Annotated in this window: 19 protein-coding genes and 1 pseudogene; 7 read left to right on the top strand and 13 right to left on the bottom strand. The window is 54.2% G+C overall.

Going from position 1 to position 17674, the window contains the following annotated elements; translation table 11 throughout:
• Positions 1-317: pseudogene (locus G520_RS0114050) on the top strand (integrase core domain-containing protein); the annotation flags it as partial.
• A 7-nt stretch (positions 318-324) separates the two neighbouring features.
• Here G520_RS0114050 and G520_RS0114045 read toward each other — a convergent pair.
• Genes G520_RS0114045 through G520_RS0114035 form a run of 3 tightly spaced genes read right to left on the bottom strand, consistent with a single transcriptional unit; the run spans position 325 to position 1129 of the window.
• Positions 325-507 carry an AlpA family phage regulatory protein gene (locus G520_RS0114045; protein WP_028536215.1) on the bottom strand — a complete coding sequence of 61 codons (183 nt, stop codon included), beginning with the start codon at positions 505-507 and terminating at the stop codon, positions 325-327.
• 16 nt (positions 508-523) lie between these two features.
• Entirely contained in the window at positions 524-913 is a 390-nt protein-coding gene (locus G520_RS0114040) for a hypothetical protein (RefSeq protein WP_028536214.1), read from the bottom strand.
• Between the two features lie 15 nt (positions 914-928).
• On the bottom strand, positions 929-1129 hold the full coding sequence (locus G520_RS0114035) for a helix-turn-helix domain-containing protein (protein WP_028536213.1): 201 nt from the start codon (positions 1127-1129) through the stop codon (positions 929-931).
• A gap of 418 nt (positions 1130-1547) precedes the next feature.
• Here G520_RS0114035 and G520_RS25020 point away from each other — a divergent pair, with 418 nt between their 5' ends.
• Entirely contained in the window at positions 1548-1976 is a 429-nt protein-coding gene (locus G520_RS25020; protein ID WP_156876962.1) for a hypothetical protein, read from the top strand.
• A 17-nt stretch (positions 1977-1993) separates the two neighbouring features.
• On the opposite strand, the gene G520_RS0114025 is transcribed toward G520_RS25020, so the two are convergent.
• The 10 genes from G520_RS0114025 to rpmH all read right to left on the bottom strand — a co-directional run bounded on the left by G520_RS0114025 (position 1994) and on the right by rpmH (position 11175).
• Positions 1994-2311: a helix-turn-helix domain-containing protein gene (locus G520_RS0114025; protein ID WP_028536211.1), complete on the bottom strand. Its 318-nt coding sequence runs from the start codon at positions 2309-2311 to the stop codon at positions 1994-1996.
• Positions 2312-2569: 258 nt separating this feature from the next.
• The gene (locus G520_RS24555; RefSeq protein WP_084637644.1) at positions 2570-3559 is read right to left on the bottom strand and encodes a hypothetical protein; all 990 of its coding nucleotides are present in this window, start codon (positions 3557-3559) and stop codon (positions 2570-2572) included.
• Positions 3560-3805: 246 nt separating this feature from the next.
• Positions 3806-4372, bottom strand: a complete 567-nt coding sequence (locus G520_RS0114020; RefSeq protein WP_156876961.1) for a hypothetical protein — start codon at positions 4370-4372, stop codon at positions 3806-3808.
• Entirely contained in the window at positions 4356-5300 is a 945-nt protein-coding gene (locus G520_RS25015; RefSeq protein WP_156876960.1) for a hypothetical protein, read from the bottom strand. The genes G520_RS0114020 and G520_RS25015 overlap by 17 nt, the downstream gene beginning before the upstream one ends.
• 512 nt (positions 5301-5812) lie before the next feature.
• Positions 5813-7030 carry a tyrosine-type recombinase/integrase gene (locus G520_RS0114010; RefSeq protein ID WP_028536208.1) on the bottom strand — a complete coding sequence of 406 codons (1218 nt, stop codon included), beginning with the start codon at positions 7028-7030 and terminating at the stop codon, positions 5813-5815.
• Between the two features lie 329 nt (positions 7031-7359).
• A complete protein-coding gene (gene mnmE, locus G520_RS0114005) occupies positions 7360-8712 on the bottom strand; it encodes a tRNA uridine-5-carboxymethylaminomethyl(34) synthesis GTPase MnmE (protein WP_028536207.1) in 1353 nt (450 codons plus the stop codon).
• 106 nt (positions 8713-8818) lie between these two features.
• Complete coding sequence (gene yidC / locus G520_RS0114000; protein WP_028536206.1) at positions 8819-10468, bottom strand: membrane protein insertase YidC; 1650 nt, start codon at positions 10466-10468, stop codon at positions 8819-8821.
• An 18-nt stretch (positions 10469-10486) separates the two neighbouring features.
• Positions 10487-10696 carry a membrane protein insertion efficiency factor YidD gene (gene yidD / locus G520_RS0113995; protein ID WP_028536205.1) on the bottom strand — a complete coding sequence of 70 codons (210 nt, stop codon included), beginning with the start codon at positions 10694-10696 and terminating at the stop codon, positions 10487-10489.
• Positions 10672-11034: a ribonuclease P protein component gene (rnpA, locus tag G520_RS24550; protein ID WP_084637643.1), complete on the bottom strand. Its 363-nt coding sequence runs from the start codon at positions 11032-11034 to the stop codon at positions 10672-10674. Before rnpA ends, yidD begins: the two co-directional genes overlap by 25 nt.
• A gap of 6 nt (positions 11035-11040) precedes the next feature.
• The gene (gene rpmH, locus G520_RS0113985; protein ID WP_028536204.1) at positions 11041-11175 is read right to left on the bottom strand and encodes a 50S ribosomal protein L34; all 135 of its coding nucleotides are present in this window, start codon (positions 11173-11175) and stop codon (positions 11041-11043) included.
• 315 nt (positions 11176-11490) lie between these two features.
• Between rpmH and dnaA the strand changes: the two genes are divergently transcribed.
• From dnaA to G520_RS24545, 5 genes are all read left to right on the top strand, one after another.
• Positions 11491-12900, top strand: a complete 1410-nt coding sequence (gene dnaA, locus G520_RS0113980) for a chromosomal replication initiator protein DnaA (protein ID WP_028536203.1) — start codon at positions 11491-11493, stop codon at positions 12898-12900.
• Between the two features lie 41 nt (positions 12901-12941).
• Complete coding sequence (dnaN, locus tag G520_RS0113975) at positions 12942-14048, top strand: DNA polymerase III subunit beta (protein WP_028536202.1); 1107 nt, start codon at positions 12942-12944, stop codon at positions 14046-14048.
• A gap of 69 nt (positions 14049-14117) precedes the next feature.
• The gene (gyrB, locus tag G520_RS0113970; RefSeq protein WP_028536201.1) at positions 14118-16508 is read left to right on the top strand and encodes a DNA topoisomerase (ATP-hydrolyzing) subunit B; all 2391 of its coding nucleotides are present in this window, start codon (positions 14118-14120) and stop codon (positions 16506-16508) included.
• Between the two features lie 497 nt (positions 16509-17005).
• Positions 17006-17371, top strand: coding sequence for a hypothetical protein (locus G520_RS25010; protein WP_156876959.1), 366 nt, complete (start codon positions 17006-17008; stop codon positions 17369-17371).
• A 63-nt stretch (positions 17372-17434) separates the two neighbouring features.
• Positions 17435-17674 (top strand): transposase (locus tag G520_RS24545; protein WP_028536200.1); only part of this gene is annotated, 240 nt, incomplete at its 3' end.

Below are 17674 nucleotides of genomic sequence, written 5' to 3'. Positions count from 1 at the left end.
TGTTTCGCACGATGAAGTACTGCCCGCACTGGCCACGAGATGGCTTTGCCGATGTGGATGCCGCCCGGGATTGGGTGCGGAGCTTCATCCACTGGTACAACACCGAACACCGGCACAGCCGGATTCGTTTCGTGACGCCAGCGCAACGGCATCACGGACAAGATATTACGCTGCTAGCGAAGCGCCATGCCGTGTATCAGCAAGCGCGCGAGCGGCATCCGGAACGTTGGGCGGGCGCCACGCGAAACTGGACGCCGATAGGCGATGTGACGCTGAATCCGGAGCGGTTGGAAATGCCACAGGCAGCAGTAGCCTAAAACAGGTTTATGCGACAACTACCTTGAAAAACGCCGATACCCAAGCGACAGCTTTTCCACCAAGCTTCACCTGAACGGGGAAACGCCCTTGTTTCATCAAGTCGTAAATGCTGGAGCGACCAAGCCCCGTCAGGCCAATAACGTCAGGCAGGCGGAGCATACGAACTGTGTTATTCGGTTGGTTTTGCATCGTTATTCCTTGTCATTCAGATATGGCTGGCACGGTTAAACTGCTCGTGGATTGACTTAATATAATCGCCCACGTCTTCGAATCCGGCCTGTTTCGCTAGATAGGAACATACCGGATCATCTTCACCGCTCACGGCGGCGACCTTCTCCGAAAGCTCTTTGACACCCATCTCAAGCAGCGCCATCTGTACGCGGTTTCCATGGTCCTGCACATGTGCAGCAAAAACCTGCATGAATGCCGCCACTACTTCCGGATGTTCTTCAGGGTAGGCTTCACCATAACGGCCACGGAAATAGGTACAAGCACGCACATGGCTCTCAATGGCCAGACCATTCGCCTGATCGAACAGGGTTTCATTGCTCATGGTCAAATCAAACAAATCGTTTGCATTCAACTGTTTTGCCATTTTTTAAATCTCCGGTTATGCGCCAACACCACGCGCGGTAATGAATGCATCCAAATCGGAACGCTTGTACATAGCCTTTCGGCCGATGCGGTAGAACTTCAAGGCATGCCGGCCAGTGCAGGCCCATTCATTCAGGGTATAGACCGACAAGCCAAGATATGCGGCCGCATCTTTGCGGGTCAGCAGGGGTTCGGGTAGTACTTTGGATTGGTTCATGGAAGGGAGACTCCAGACGTAAAAAAACCCGCTCAAAGCGGGTATCAGTGGTCCACATGGCCGCTTGGCCAGGCAGAAAAGCAAAAACCCGAGGGGTTTGGCCTCGGGTTTCGTTTAATCGTTACGCAATTATTTGTAGCGTAGCTGAAATTTACACAAGTGCCGCATCGGGTGTCAAGCGATGCCGGACAATTACGGATCGAATTCGTTGTAACAGCTTGGGGCGGTGACGCCGAAAAACACAAGGCCCTGATCGTTTATCGCCAGGGCCATGGATGCAATTATTTGAAGCGTAGCTGAAATTTACCTAAGTGCAACATCGAATGTCAATAGTATTTCGTTGTAAGTACGTTGAAATCCTTGTACCACAATGGTTACACTAACAAAATTACAGCGTAACAGCGTCACACAAGGCATCATGGCGAAAACACCCAAGCAAGCCCGACAACTTGCCCTGTGGGCAGCAGACATCATCTCCAATAAAAATGCACCAGGAAGCTGGAGAATCAGCGATGCACTTTCGACAGCAGCCCGATACGTTGTCGCAGACCACCATTACGAAGCCGTTCCACAGCCACCGGCTGGACACACATCATGGCAAGACTTCATCGATGCGGCATTGGATCAGGCCCTGAACGCGGCCGAACGGAAAAAGCTTTTTGCTCGGCTTCGCATGAGGAAATCAAGACAAAAGCGTCAACTGGTGTCATTGGAAATCACGACAGGCACCCATGAAAGCCTCAAGGCATGGCAGAAACAGCAAGACACCCCCAGCCTGGATAAAGCCATTGAGGCCCTTTTAGCAATCGCGGCCAGATCGGAGATGGGCCAAACGACAGACCATTAGGAGTTGTTTGGCGAGGTCTACGCCCAATCCGGGAGGACTGGCGGCACCCGACGAGGCCGGCCTCTTTTGGCGCGGAAGAGATTTGCCCCTTGCTCTGGAAGCGGTAATTCAGCACGCGCCACCTTCCTACGCTCAGTAGCTTCAAGCATCATACGCAGCTTGATGGCCTCTTGAACCAATTCGACATTGAACATCCATTTTCCCTTGCCAACCCTCATTGCCGGAATGATGCCCTGTTGCGCCAATTCTTTGCACCTGTTCTCACCAATACCTAAAATCTTTGCGGCATCTTTAACACCTATTATCATTGCATTCACAAAATATTCTCCGTTCATATTTCAGCGTTCGCGTGGAAAATTCTGTTCCATTACCTGCGAGAGCAAAAAACACACCATTCACCAGAACTCAACAGATCATATAGCACCCAGAACATAATGGATATTCCCACCACAAATAGGCATGCCTATTTGTGGTGGGAAATAAAATGCCCTAATCATCAAAATTAAAATTTGGTGAAATACGGCCCGTAAAATAATTTGCTTCCACAACGTGGCCGACAAAACTCATAGACAAACATCAATAGCTCAAAATATCTATTTAATAACTTCTTTATTTTCCGTCATGCCCGTTGCAAAAAAGAATGATTGTCTATTTTGAGAAGAAACAAGATCAATTTGTGCAATATGATGGCTACTTTGCTTTACTCTTTTAGAATACAAGCAAAATTCAAGGTCCTCAGAATCCAATTCCACGACAAGTGCTGTTATATCAAGGTCATAGCATGACTTAAGAACTTTGTGTTTTGTTGATGGAAATTTTATTTTAAAAATCTCATTGTAGTGCGGTTGAAAATATCGAATAAGCGCAGCTTCTATCATCCCAATTTTTTGTTTTTTCTTCGAAGGGTTATTCATGGCGTTAACAAGTCTACCCTCATTTTCATCTGAGTTATCTGCTGATTTTGCTCTACCGTCAATAGATGTCAACATTTGTTCATGATCAAATTGATACATGAATATCATTATTTCTTTGTCAGGATAATCATGATTAGTCAATGCGAGGATTTTTTGAAGTGTTGAGTGACTGCGCAATCTATCAATAGCAGATCTATTTCCTTGATCTCCAAGCGCCTGACCTACATAGAGCACTTCGTAGCTATTTAAATCAAGGGTACTAGTACAGTTTCGAGGTAGATAGACGCTGGCCATATAGCTTGCCGGTAAATAAGTAACTTTATGACCTTCCTTGTTAAGACTACGAATCTCTCGATAAGGGTATTTACAGTCTATAGAAATGGCATCGTCCTCCAATTTCCAACGATACCCACCAAAAGCTATTTCATTCTCAACACCATCAATTCGATAGCATAGAGTCCCTGACAATATGTTATTTTCATACACAAGTGATTCTGGCTTAAAGTACGGGGATGGCCTTGCAGCTATTAGATATATGTGGCATTTCGATATATTCTCCCGATCTACTGAATTAAGCTCACCACCTTTCATAAGTTGATGAGCTGTAAGCATTGATGTGTAGCTATTCATATAACCGATGCCAAACTCAGTAACAAATTTTCTTTTCATAATGATATCCGCATCAAAGTAATCTACTGATTAAGTTTTGCACATGCCAGTCAAAATCCATTTGTTTACGCATGCGAATAATTTTTATTACAGGCACTCCATATAGATATCGGAAACTAATCATCGCATTCGTCAGTCACGCAATAGCATACATAAGCCATTTTGCACGCATACCAATTTAAGTTGACCATATAAAAAAGACTCAATGCAAAAGCCTTGAGTCTTAAATTTATTGAATTTGGTACGTTATATTTTCATGCACAACAATGCATACGTTCGCTTTACAATCATTAATATTGTCAAGATAACATTGACAGTCAAAAAAAGTAGAATTGGCGTCAACAAATAGATGCTAAATCTATTATGGAAGTTCAACATCCAACCCCAGAGAACTGCTATTGACTTTTTGTAAAACAAACTTTGAATCAGAGAAAATACAACCAAAAAAACAGAGGTCACAACAGCATATGAAATATTACAGTACAACTGCTTAAGTAGTTTCAATTTTTCTTGGAAGAATGGCACGCCACCATTATTGCTCTTTTCTTGGTGCTTATCCTCAAGTTTATTTTGTTGCTCATACACTAACATCAATACACTTAAAAGCAGCGCAGTAAAAATTGAGCCAAAATTCACGAGCAAAGCAACTATATCCGGCTTAATGTTATATCTTTCAAAAATTGAAACAGCAGCAACAAATGACGGGAATACAAAAAAAGTTAGTATATCAACAAATGACCATTTGCCTTCTATGTCAGATAGTGTTTTAAAATGATCCTTAAGAATATTACTAAAATTAATTTTGGACCCCATTATAAACCTCTCTATTACCAGGGTATAAGCCAACGCACAATTCTGCTATTATACCTGAAGCCCATGGCTTTGTATTTTGGATTGTTGGCATTCCATCCAAAAGTTGTACATCATCAGAAAAATCAATCTGACAAATCACATTGTTATTTACCGGCCCTACCGTAAATACGCGCTTTCTATTACCTAGCTGAACGACAGTTTTTATTTGACTTCCCAGCGGGGTTAAAACTTCAACTAAGGACGCTTGTTCAGACCCAGGATTAAAAAACTCCCTCAAGGCTCCAAAGCTAAGTCTCCGTTTTGGTTTTATAGTCAGCTCAGATTCTAGATGCCCACCGTTAATTTCAACCTCTTCGATGTTTGGTACGGAATTAAATTTAACCACACGAATCTCTTTTGCCACAGCATCTTGCCATTCTTGCATAGCTCGGTCATACGCTAATGGATTTAATCCTAATCCAAGATTCACAAAGCCTCTGAAAAAGCTATCAAACTCAGTGAATAGCAGTGTTTTAATTCCATCCCCACGAAATGCGCTCACGAGACAGATTGCTTCATTTCTTCCAGCAGGAACAAAGAAATGAAAATAATGCCTGATCATGTCAGCATTATTAACACTTTTGTCAAAAACAGTTTGCCCATTAGTTATATCTACAATTTTAGTACCTATTCCATATATTCCACAATGCATAAGGCCCCAAATCTCACGGGAGGCATCGCGAAAATTAACATCGCTGAAATAATATACTTTTTTGTCTTCTTGAACAATTTTCGGCAATTGTCGTTCTTCAGCAGCGAAAAATTGCTTCAACAAACCAAATAGGTCATTGCCACGGATATTGTCAAGATTAGAATATCCATTTGGATTATGTTGAGATTTAGATTGGTGATCAAAACATTTAATCGAATATGGCGTTATTGTATGCATTTATGACTATCCGAGATTGCGTAATTTATACAAATAGTATATGGATATTGTGTTTGCGCGCAATCCGGATTGCGATTTCAGCCTAATCTTGTCAACCAAATGGCAAATCTACCACTGATCCACCGTCTCCCAGCTCTCATGCAGGCACCCATACATGCGCCGCATGACTTGTCTTGTTGCGCGGGGTTGCTGCCCACCAGTTCACACCGTCAGGTTGGCGCGCGAGCACCAACCGCGCCCGCCTTTGGGCGGTCTTCCATGCCGGCAGAGCAGTGGGCTTTTGCCAGTTTTCCGTGCGTCACCACAGTGACGCGCCCGTTTGTCACTACTCAAAATCGGCAATTTCCCCTTTAAATTCAATGATGTCACTATGTCACTACTGTCACCACGTATTATTAGAGGGTTGGCGGCGTTCATAAAATTCACGGGAAAACACCCGCCAAATCGTCATGCCATATACATATATACATTTTTCTAACCAGAGTATGAATAGCAAAAGGTGCTAGGGACACTCAGGCAGACTTGAACAGCGGAATCACCTTGCCCCCATCGATTTGCGCCTGTACGAAATCAGCCCATGCCTGCATGATCACCCGGCGCTGGTCTGCGTACTCGGCGCGGTTGTACACGCCCTTGATTCCGACGATCTTGTGGGCCAGCGCCTTCTCGATAGCGTCAGACGGGTGGCCCATTTCGTGAAGGTGGGTTGACGCCGTGCGACGGAAGTCATGCAACACGAAATGCTGAACTTCCAGCGACAGCGCCCGAATGGCCTGATTTAGTGTGGTGGGCGAAATGGGCCGGTCTTCCGTACCGCGCGTGCTGGGGAACAGATAGGCCGAATGCCCGGCCAGCGCCCGAAGCTCTTGCAACAACTCAACGGCCTGCCGGGACAGATAGACACGGTGTGGGCGGTCCTTCTTCATCCGCTCGGCCGGAATATCCCAAATGCCGCCGTCCAGGTCGATTTCATCCCAGCGCGATTCTGTCAGTTCTGTTTTGCGTACCATCGTAATGGCCAACAGATGCAGCGCCAGTTTAAGCGATCGACGAATATCGGAAGCATACACGCCGCGCAGCACCTGGCCGATTTCGCTTTCCGACAGTACGCGAGTGCGGCTTTCCTCTGTGGCGATAAAGCGAGCCACCAGCGCGGCAGCGGGGTTGACCTCGGCCACCTGGCGCGCAATGGCGAAATCGTACATGCGCCGTAACACGTTGCGAGTCATCAGCGCCATCTTCGGCGATCCGCGCGACTTGATGCGGTCGCACAGTTCCAACACATCGGCCGGCTTCACTTCCGACAGCGGCATGCCACCAAGCCAGGGCAGCACATCCTTATCCATGACCCGGCGCAGCGTCGTCTGATAGCTGTCAGATTTTCCATCCAGTTGGCCGGCCATCCACTCTTCCGCGAAGGCGGCAACTGTATTCAGCCGCTCGACCTTGGCAGCCTGAACCGCCCGCTTCGGCGACTCGCCACGGGCAACCATTTCGGCCCATTCGTCGCGCTGGCGTCTGGCGGCGGCCAGTCCGATCTCGGGATAAGCGCCAATCGTCAACGGGGACTGCCTAGCTCCATGCAGCCGATAGCGATAGCGCCATATCTTTGCCCCGCTCGGCATCACCTCCAACAGCAGTCCGCCCGTATCCGTTACGCGGTAACGCTCGGCTCGGGGTTTGAGCGCCCTGATTTTGGCGTCAGTCAGTGGGATCGCTTGCTTAGGCATTTCGCCCCCTTGTAGGTACACATTCGGGTACACAGCACAAAAACAAATAATTCATTTATAAACAATATATTACATCGCACAAATACAGAACAAAGCCCACATGTAGCGCAATACCCGCAAAAAAATCGCTCGAAAAAGGGTATAAATATGGTGCGATTACAGCCTATGGGTACACACATTTTGGCACAAAATTCATAGTGTACCCAAACGTGTACCCAAGATATCCGGCTGTTAGCGGATCTACGCGGAAGACCACGGAAGACAAAACCCCGCAAAAGCGGGGTTTTCATAGGGGTGCCGGACGAGTACGAACGGCGACGGATAAGATTTTACTTTCCGATGCAGAACCGGCTGAAAATCACGCCCAACAGATCGTCCGGGGTGAATGCACCGGTAATTTCCGACAGCGCGTTCTGCGCGAGACGCAACTCCTCGGCCAGTATCTCGATCTGGCGATAGCCCAGGCGCGCGCCATCCAGATGCTGCTTTGCACGCCGTATCGCGTCCAGATGGCGCGCACGGGCCAGGTAGACGCCTTCGCTGGCACCGTGGAAACCTATCATCTCCAGCAGACGCGCCTTGAGCAGGTCGACCCCGGCATGAGTCTGCGCCGACAGATGCACGGCCGGATGGCCGTCTTGCGTCGTCACCCCTGCCGGCTGCGCGACAAGGTCGATCTTGTTGAACACATAGACGCGCGGCAGGTTTGCCGGCAGGCGCGCCACCACGGCGCGCACCGCCTCGCCGACGCCGTCGCGGCTATCGACAAGAACCAGCGCCAGATCCGCACGCTCGACCGCACGCCAGGTGCGCTCGATGCCGATCTGCTCGACCACATCGCTGGTTTCGCGCAGACCCGCGGTATCGATCACATGCATGGGCACGCCGTCGATGACGATTTCCTCGCGCACGGTGTCGCGCGTGGTGCCGGCCACGTCGGTGACGATGGCGACGTCATCGCCGGCCAGTGCGTTCATCAGACTGGACTTGCCGACGTTGGGCAGCCCAACCAGCACCACATGCATGCCTTCGCGCAGGATCGCGCCCTGACGCGCGCCGGCCTGTACCTCGCCCAGGGCCGCCAGCAGGCGCTCAAGCTGGCCGGCCGCGTCGGCGGCCTGCAAAAAATCGATGTCTTCTTCCGGGAAATCCAGCGTCGCCTCGACCAGCATGCGCAAGTTGATCAGGCCGTCGGTCAGGGCATCGATGCGCTGCGAGAACGCGCCCTTCAGCGAGCGCAGCGCGCCGCGGGCCGCGCTTTCGCTGGCCGCGTCGATCAGGTCGGCCACACTCTCCGCCTGCGCCAGATCCATCTTGTCGTTAAGGAAGGCGCGCTTGCTGAACTCGCCCGGCTCGGCCAGGCGGGCGCCAAGCTCGACGCAGCGCGCAAGCAACATCTTCATCACCACCGGACCGCCATGCCCCTGCAGTTCGAGCACATCCTCGCCGGTAAACGAATGCGGAGCCGGAAAATACAACAGCAGGCCGCTGTCGATGGCGCTGCCATCGGCGGCTAGAAAATCGCCGTAATGCGCATAACGCGGTTGCGGCACCCTCCCCCCGCCGATGGCGGCGGCAAACGCTTGCAGGTCGGAACCGGATACGCGGATCACGCCGACGCCACCGCGCCCGGGCGGAGTGGCGATGGCACAGATGGTGGCAGGGGCATAAGCAAGCGACATGATGGCGGTCCGCAACGGTCAAAGAACGGGAGAATTATCGCACGCCTGCTCCGCGCGCAACAAAAAGCCCGGCGCGAGGCCGGGCTTGGTCGGGCAGGCGCCGGGATCAGCTATGGACAGCCTGAGCCTTGCGCGCCGCATCTATCCTGCGGTTGATATGCCACTGCTGGGCAATCGACAGCATGTTGTTCAGCACATAGTACAGAACCAGACCCGCCGGGAAGAAGAAGAACATCGCCGAGAAAGCCATCGGCATGATCTTCATCATCTTGGCCTGCACCGGATCGGTCGGCGGCGGATTGAGGAAGGTCTGCGCGAACATGGTCACGGCCATCAGCACCGGCAGCACATAGTAGGGGTCGGGACGGGCCAGATCGTGGATCCACATCACCCACGGTGCCTCACGCAGTTCGACCGAGGCCAGCAGCGCCCAGTACAGACCGATGAACACCGGGATCTGGATCAGCATCGGCAGGCAGCCGCCGAGCGGATTGACCTTTTCCGACTTGTACATTTCCATGACCGCCTGCTGGAACTTCGCGCGGTCGTCGCCGTGGATTTCCTTCAGCTTCTCCAGGCGCGGCGCAAGCGCCTTCATCTTGCCCATAGAGCGATAGGATGCGGCGGTCAGCGGATAGAACACCGCCTTGACCAGCACGGTCAGCAGGATGATGGACCAACCCCAGTTCAGCACCAGCGCGTGCAGCTTGGTCAGCAGCCAGAACAGCGGCGAGGCGAAGATATGCACCCAGCCATAGTCCTTCGACAGTTCCAGACCGTCGGTCACCTTGGAGATGATGTCGTACTCTTCCGGACCGGCATACAAGGGCACGGTGATCGCGACGCTCTTGCCGGCGGCGATCGGCTTCATATCGACCATGGCGGCGGCCGAATACAGGCCGTTGGCGCTATCGATCGAGAAGTGGCAGGCCTGGGCGATCTTGCATACCGATGTCTGGCCGGCCGGATTCAGAATCCAGGCGGACATGAAGTAATGCTGCAGCATCGCAATCCAGCCGTTGTCGGTGGTCTTGGCGTAATCGGCCTTGCCCTTGTCGACGTCGCTGAACTTGACCTTCTGGAACTTGCTGTCGCTGGTATACACCGCCGGACCGTTGAAGGTGTAAGCGAAGCGGGTTTCCCCTTCCGGCGCCTGGCCGTCACGCAGCAGACGGAAGTAGGCGGTCGGCTTGATCGCTGCCGCGCTCGCGTTGACGATATCGTAGCGCACGCCGATCAGGTAGGAACCCTTGTGGAAAACGTAGACCTTGTTGACCTTGACGCCATTGGCGGCGGGAGCGCTCATGCTGACTTCGAGCGTATCGCCGGACAGGGTGTAGTGGGACTGGGCGGCGGTAAATACGGTCTTGTGCGTCGGCAGCGCCGGATTGCTGCTGTCGAGCAGGCCGGTTTGCGCCACATAGACGCGTCCGTTCTTGTCGGTCAGCAGATCGAACGGCTTCTTGGCGTTGTCGGTTGCATCATGCTTGAGCAGATCGAGCTGACGCAGATCGCCGCCAAGCGTGTCGATTTCGGCATGCAGCACGTCGGTGTCAACAGTAATGCGTTGTGCGCTGCCCAAATGGGAAGTCGCTGCGGCGGGCTTGCCGTCCGCCGCCTGGGCCGGAGCCGAGGTCGTGAAGTCCTGGGTCTGCGCGACCGGCGCAGGAGCCGGCTTGGGCGCAAGAAAACGCTGCCACAGCAGCAGAATGCCCATGGACAGCACGATGAAAATAATCAGTCGCTTGGAATCCATCTCACATTACCGGAAAGTTTATGGGACCGGGTCGTATCCGCTGCCGCCCCAAGGGTGACAGCGCAATATGCGCTTGGCCGCAAGCAGACCGCCCTTGAGCGGCCCATGCTTGTTCACCGCTTCGATCGCATAGCAGGAACAGGTCGGCACAAAGCGGCACCGGGGTGCCAGCCAGGGGCTGATCGCCAGCTGATAGAATCGAATCAGGATGATGACGAAACGCGACATCGCGACATCTTAGCAAATAGTGTCGACAAAGCTGTTACAGCTTCGGCACGCGAACTGCGATCAAAAGCAAATTTAGCCCGAACCACGAAATCGATGGAGCCGAGCTCATGCCGGTGCAAACGGAACCATTCTCGCACGCATCGCTTGATATAGTTCCGCCGGTTGGCCCGGCGGGCGACTTTTTTGCCGACCACGAGACCTACCCTGGCATGGTCTAGCCCATTGGGACGGGCATACACCTGAAAGAACGCATTGCTGCGCGCCTGCCGCAAACTAAAAACGGATGAAAAATCATCCGTTTTTAACAGCCGGTGCGCACGGCGAAAGCGATAGGCCAAAGTGAATTACACGGCCAGACGCTTGCGACCCTTCGCGCGGCGAGCAGCCAGAACGGCGCGGCCACCACGGGTCTTGTTGCGAACGAGAAAGCCATGGGTGCGCTTGCGGCGCGTGGTAGAGGGCTGGTAAGTACGCTTCATGGTACGGTGTTCCTATATTCGAAACGGAAATAAACGCATGATTTGACAAGAATCCAAAGCTCTTGTCAACCGCTAATTTTTGCGCAACCTGTGGATAACTTTCCCGAAAACCATTAGAATGTCAAAACTTAGCGCTCACGACCAGCTGCCCAAGAATTGTACGGGCAGGATCGGGCGACGACGGCCCGGGGGTTCGTTGTTGTCGCGCCCCTGCAGCCCAACCGAATACACTCCTGAGCTGCGCGCCTTTTTCGCGCAGCCCGGGAGCTCCCCGCCGCGTTCCCGACCGGCGGGGTTTTTGCTTTCACGTGTGTAATGACCGAATTGGATCAATTCTGGCCTCTGTGCCTGGCTCGCCTCGAAGCCGAACTGTCGTCGCAACAGTTCAACACCTGGATCAAACCGCTGGCTGCGGAAGCCACGGAGGACAGTGTTGCCCTGTTTGCGCCGAATCGCTTCATCATGCAGTTCATCAAAGACCGCTTCCTCGGCCGCATCCAGGAACTGGCGGTGGAACTGATGGGCGAAGTCCCGGTAGAACTGCGCCTGGGCAATCCGCAGCAGCGGTCGGCGCAAAGCGCGCCGTCGATGCCGGTCACGCGCCCGCCTGCGGCCAGCGTCGCGGCGATGGCGACCGCGACGGCCAATGTGGCTACCCAGGCCAAACAGGCCGCGGTCAAGGCGATGGGCGGCGGACACGAGAGCACGCGGCTGAACCCGGCCTTCACCTTCGAAACGCTGGTGACCGGCAAGGGCAACCAGCTCGCGCGCGCCGCCGCGGTGCAGATCGCCGAGAACCCGGGCGACCCGGCCTACAACCCCTTGTTCGTCTACGGGGGCGTCGGCCTCGGCAAGACTCACTTGATCCAGGCCATCGGCAACCATGTCTACCAGAAAAACCCGCAGGCCAAGGTGCGCTACATCCACGCCGAACGCTACGTGGCCGACATCATGCGCGCCTACCAGCACAAGGCCTTCGACGAGTTCAAGCGCTACTACCACTCGCTGGACCTGCTGCTGATCGACGACATCCAGTTCTTTGCCGGCAAGAACCGCACGCAAGAAGAGTTCTTCTACGCCTTCAATGCCTTGATCGAGGGCGGCAAGCAGGTAATCATGACCTGCGACACCTACCCCAAGCAGATCGAGGGCATGGAAGAGCGCCTGATTTCGCGCTTCTCCTGGGGACTGACGGTCGAAATCCAGCCGCCTGAACTCGAGATGCGCGTCGCCATTTTGATGAAAAAGGCCGAAGCCGATAACATCAAGCTTGAGCACAACGTCGCCTTTTTCATCGCACAAAACGTCCGCTCCAACGTGCGTGAACTCGAAGGCGCGCTCAAACGCGTGGTGGCGTATGCGCGCTTCACCAATCAGAATATTTCGCTGGAGCTGGTCAAGGAGGCACTGAAGGACATTCTGGCCGCCGGCAACCGCCAGGTGACCGTCGATGCCATCCAGAAGACGGTGGCCGAGTACTACAAAATCAAACTGTCGGACATGCACTCGAAAAAGCGCAGTCGCGACATAGCGCGACCGCGTCAGATCGCCATGACGCTGGCCAAGGAACTGACGCAACTGTCCTTGCCCAATATCGGCGATGCCTTCGGCGGCCGCGACCATACCACGGTGCTGCACGCCTGCAAGACCATCGCCGAGATGCGTGGCCGCGACGCCGATATCGCGCATGACTACGAGAACTTGCTCTCGATGTTGCGCAACTGAACCATGAAACTACTCTTCGTTCCTACTCGGGAGACCGGAACATGCTGATTCTGCAAGCCGAACGCGATGCCCTGCTGAAACCGCTGCTGGCGGTGACCGGCATTGTCGAACGCCGCCACACGCTGCCGATCCTTTCCAACGTGCTGATTGAGAAAAAAGGCGCCCAGGTCGGCTTTCTTGCCACCGATCTGGAAATCCAGATCACGACCGCCAGTGCCGAAGCGCTGCCGGGCGAAGACTTCCGCCTGACCACGTCGGCCAAGAAGCTGCAGGACATCCTGCGTGCGATCCCCGACAAGGCCCAGGTGACGCTGGAACAACAGGACGGACGTCTGACCCTCAAGGCCGACAAATCGCGCTTCAACCTGCAGACCCTGCCGGCCGAGGATTTCCCGCTGCTATCCGTCAGCGGCGGCAGCGACGCCTCGCTCACCCTCTCGCAAAAAGAGCTGAAGCGTCTGATTTCGCAAGTGCAGTACTCGATGGCGGTGCAGGATATCCGCTACTACCTCAACGGTCTGCTGTTGCAAACCGAGGGCGACCAGGTACGCCTGATCGCCACCGACGGCCACCGTCTGGCCTTCGCCTCGGCCGACATCGAAGGGACGCTGCCCAAGACCGAGGTGATCCTGCCGCGCAAGACCATCCTCGAACTGTACAAGCTGCTGACCGACAGCGAAGAGCCGATCACCATCGAGCTGCTCGCCAACCAGGTGCGCTTCAGTTTCGGTTCGACCGTGATCATCAGCAAAGTGGTCGACGGCAAGTTCCCCGACTACAACCGCGTGATCCCGCTGGATAACGACAAGATCTTCCTGATCGACCGCTTGCATTTCCTGCACGCGCTGCAGCGCGCGGCCATCCTCGCCAACGAAAAATTCCGCGGCGTGCGGCTGGTCCTGCGCCCGGGCGCCATGTCCATCCTGTGCACCAACAGCGAACAGGAAGAAGCGGAAGAAGAACTGGAAATCGCTTTCCAGGGCGGCGAACTGGAGATCGGGTTCAATATCAATTACCTGCTCGACGTATTGACCAATCTGCCGGCCGATACGCTGCAACTCGCGTTTGGAGACGCCAACCGCAGCACGCTGGTCACCATCCCGGACGTCAGCAATTTCAAATACATCGTGATGCCGATGCGTATCTAACCCGGCGCGGCAGGCCGCACCGGGGGTTCGCCCCCGGCCTACCACGACACACGATAGAAACGGTTTTTTATGAGCGAACAGGAATACGGCGCAGATAGTATCAAGGTTCTCAAGGGCCTGGACGCAGTACGCAAACGCCCGGGCATGTATATCGGGGACACTCAGGACGGCACCGGCCTGCACCACATGGTGTTCGAAGTGCTGGACAACGCGATCGACGAGGCGCTGGCCGGACATTGCGACACGATCCGCGTGATCATCCATCCGGACAACTCGGTCTCGGTCGAGGACAACGGCCGCGGCGTGCCCACCGACATCCACGCCGAAGAAGGCCGCTCGGCAGCCGAAGTGATCATGACCGTGCTGCATGCCGGCGGCAAATTCGACAGCAACAGCTACAAGATCTCGGGCGGCCTGCACGGCGTCGGCGTATCGGTGGTCAATGCACTGTCGGACTGGCTGCGCCTGAAAGTCTGGCGCGACGGCAAAGTGCACGAGATGGAATTCCGCGACGGCGTTCCTGTCGCGCCGCTGGCCATCACCGGTCACAGCTCGCATCGCGGCACCCAGGTCCATTTCCACGCCAGCGAAGAGATCTTCGGCCTGGTCGAGTTCCACTTCGAAATCCTGGCCAAGCGCATTCGCGAACTGTCCTTCCTCAATAATGGCGTGGCGATCTCGCTGATCGACAAGCGCAACGGCAAGGAAGAGAACTTCGCCTACTCGGGCGGCGTCGCCGGTTTCGTCGAGTACATGAACCGCAACAAGAGCGTGTTGCACCCCAAGATCTTCTACGCCATCGGCGAAAAGGACGGCATGGGGGTCGAAGTGGCGATGCAGTGGAACGATTCCTACCAGGAGTCGGTGCAATGCTTCACCAACAATATTCCGCAACGCGACGGCGGCGCGCACATGACCGCGCTGCGCCAGGTGATGACGCGTACGCTCAACAGCTATATCGACGAGCACGAACACGCCAAGCGCGCCAAGGTGGAAACCACCGGCGACGACATGCGCGAAGGCCTGACCTGCGTGCTGTCGGTCAAGATCCCCGACCCGAAGTTCTCCAGCCAGACCAAGGACAAGCTGGTTTCCAGCGAAATCGCCCCCGTGGTCAGCGAAGTGATCTCGGAAGCGCTGCGTAACTTCCTGCTGGAACAGCCGAACGACGCCAAGATCATCTGCGGCAAAATCGTCGAAGCCGCGCGCGCGCGCGAAGCCGCCCGCAAGGCGCGCGAAATCACGCGCCGCAAAGGCATCATGGACGGCCTCGGCCTGCCGGGCAAACTGGCCGACTGCCAGGAAAAAGACCCGAAACTGTCCGAACTGTACCTGGTCGAGGGCGACTCCGCCGGCGGCTCCGCCAAACAGGGCCGCGACCGCAAGTTCCAGGCCATCCTGCCGCTGAAGGGCAAGATCCTGAACGTGGAAAAAGCGCGCTTCGACAAGCTGCTGCAAAGCCAGGAAATCGCCACGCTGATCACCGCGCTCGGCGCCGGGATCGGCAAGGAAGAGTACAACCCGGACAAGTTGCGCTATCACCGCATCATCATCATGACCGATGCCGACGTCGATGGCGCCCACATCCGCACGCTGCTGCTGACCTTCTTCTACCGGCAGATGCCGGAACTCGTCGAACGCGGGCATATCTACATCGCGCAACCGCCGCTGTACAAGGCCAAGCACGGCAAGCAGGAACGCTATCTGAAGGACGACTACGAGCTCAACCAGTACCTGCTGCAACTGGCGCTGGAAAAAGCCGAGTTGATCCCGGCCGAAGGCGCTGCCGCGATGAGCGGCGAGACCCTGGCCGAAGTCGCACGCCAGTTCCTGGTCGCACGCGCGGTCATCGAGCGCGAAAGCCGCGTGGTCGACCATCTGGTGCAGGAGTCGTTGCTGCGCGTGCCGCGCCTGTCGCTGGAAACCGAGCACCAGGCCAACTCGGCGATCGAGCAGCTGAATGCCGTCGTCCCGGCCGATGCGATCGCGCTGGAACTCTTGCATGACGAGAAGAACGACGGCTGGATGATCAAGATCATCCGCAAGCTGCACGGCAACGTGATGATCTCGGTGCTCGACCAGACCTTCCTCGAAACCGGCGACTACGAGCAGTTGGTCAAGACCGGCGATCTGCTGCGCGGTCTGCTGAGCGCCGGCGCGCATGTGCGTCGCGGCGAGACCATCCGTCCGGTCTCCGAATTCGGCGAAGCGCTCGACTGGCTGCTGAACGAAGCCAAGAAGGGCATGGCGATCCAGCGTTACAAAGGCCTGGGCGAAATGAACGCCGAGCAGCTGTGGGAAACCACGATGGACCCGACCGTGCGTCGCCTGCTCAAGGTCCGCATCGAGGACGCCATGGGCGCCGACGACGTGTTCACCACGCTGATGGGCGACAACGTCGAACCGCGCCGCGCCTTCATCGAAAGCAATGCGCTGGTGGCACGGAATATTGATGTTTGATGGTGTAGGTCAGCAGAGTTAGTGAGATTTTTTAGCAAAAAGTGAGAAAGTCTCAAGCCCGAACAAAGCCCCGCAAATTGCGGGGCTTTTTCTTTGTCCGCTCACTAATATTTTACAAATATTGCAAAAATAGAAAACAAAACAAAAAATATCTTTTGGAAATTATTTCATGCACACTTTCGCCGCGGAAACGGTGCATGAATGGAAATAAATTTCCACTCATGCCAAAAAAAACACCATGCTTTCATATATAAATCAAAAAATGTTAATGAAATTATTGGAAAATAGATATCTATTAATTAGATTCGAAGATTAGGAATTTATCATAAAATCAGACTACAGCGCCGAGAACGAAATGGGAGGAAAGCAAATATAAACGGAGCAACGCTTACCAGAAGTAAAAATTGCCCCGCTGGCCGCTGGGTGCACAGGGATGAGTTGCCCCGGGTGCAGTAAATTGCCGCATGCCTTAAACTGAGCTCCAAAGGAGATCTCAGATGGATACGCATTCGCTTGCCTTCACGCAGTACTGGAGAAATTCTCTCGCCGATTCTGACTTAGGCTGGGGAGCACTGAAATACGATGATATTGGTTCGTCTGCCAAGCTAGAGCTAACACATCTCACTAGTGGTAAAGTTCCAAACGAGGTCGTTGAGAAATTCTTCGAAGGTGAAGACGAAAAGACACAGACCGTCTCGGTTGTAGTGCGTGCAAAGGTTTTCTTGTCAAAGTATGATCATGGCAAACGACCTTATGGGCTCCCAGAGGTTGTCACACCAATTGTCTTTTCGGCACAACTGGCCAGAGATGGGCGGATCTATCCGGCGCCCTGCACGATCCCAAGAGATCTCCCCCGGTGTTAGGGTAGTTGTCGTATCTTCAGATCGAATCAACTCATCATCCGGGGGCGGTGAAAGATCCATGTCGTGGCACGTTATTCACCTGAGCGCCGTGAGGCCTTACTCAAGAAGCTGTTACCACCTTTCAACATGACCGTGGCTGAGCTGGCACGTCAGGAAGGTCTCTCCGAGCAGACTCTGTACAATTGGCGCAAACAGGCCAAAGCCGGAGGAGCCGCAGTGCCAGGAGACAAGAATCGCGCCGAGGATTGGCCCGCTGAAGCCAAGCTGGCGGTCGTTATCGAAACCGCCTCGCTTTCGGAGATC

Source organism: Paludibacterium yongneupense DSM 18731, from assembly GCF_000422925.1.
GTDB classification, from domain to species: Bacteria; Pseudomonadota; Gammaproteobacteria; order Burkholderiales; family Chromobacteriaceae; genus Paludibacterium; species Paludibacterium yongneupense.
The sequence above is the reverse complement of the archived record's forward strand: the minus strand, read 5'-3'. Positions and strand labels throughout refer to the sequence as shown.